The 836-nt window shown below is 45.7% G+C and carries 1 pseudogene; it reads right to left on the bottom strand.

What is annotated here, in order from left to right:
• Positions 1–836 (bottom strand): annotated as a pseudogene (locus Q0948_RS14855) (iron-regulated protein FrpC); the annotation flags it as partial.

The raw sequence follows: 836 nt of genomic DNA, 5'->3' as shown, positions 1-836 counted from the left end.
ACAAAAATCTCAAAGTCTACCACCATCGTACTCTCACAGTTGCTATCTGTATTAACCGCTCTAGCATAAATGATTTGTGGGTTACTCGTATTCACATAAGCACTAGGCGTGTCTATGGCATTTACCATCGCCTCTGCATCTGCAAGGCTGGTGTAGTAGGTTACAGAGGTTGCAGTCACACCTCCAGTAATCATAGCATTCTGCTGCGTAAGATCAAAGGTGGCCTCATCTTGGTTAGGCGCTACATTAATCCCAAGATCATCGGCACACTGTACCATATTATCTGCTGGAGATACCTCTGGACGGCTCTCGACCGTAAAGATGATGCTTGTAAAGTTCACACAACCTGTGGTGTTATCTTCAATACGCACAAACAGTTCCTCTCCATCTGCCACTGTATATGGCGAACTTAGTGCTGCAGTGTTTGCCTCTGCCTGCACCAGTAACTGGTGATAGCTTATCGTAAAATCACTCGTCACCTGTGGCGCCGCAAGAATCCCTATCTCATCTGCCAGGGTCGTAAGATCAACACTTCCCATTGTATCATCACCATCAAATTCTTCACAGAAGGTATAATCAATAGGTCCCGCTTCTGCCAATACAGGTAGCGGATTTACAATTACTTCAAAAGGCACAATCACATAACATAAGTTTCCGTCGCTGTCTAAGTCATCATCTCCTGGCACATTTCGTTCCACACGTGCATAGAGCGTTTGGTTACCAGATGTGGTATTGATAAAATTAGTGACATCTGCCACTGCAAGCGTTGGGTCGTCTGGGTTCGCTTCCGCGAAAGCGAGATCCGTATACACTAAGATATCTACAGGCTCACCTCC

Origin of the sequence: uncultured Dokdonia sp., assembly GCF_947496725.1 — a bacterium.
GTDB lineage: Bacteria > Bacteroidota > Bacteroidia > Flavobacteriales > Flavobacteriaceae > Dokdonia.
The sequence above is the reverse complement of the archived record's forward strand: the minus strand, read 5'-3'. Positions and strand labels throughout refer to the sequence as shown.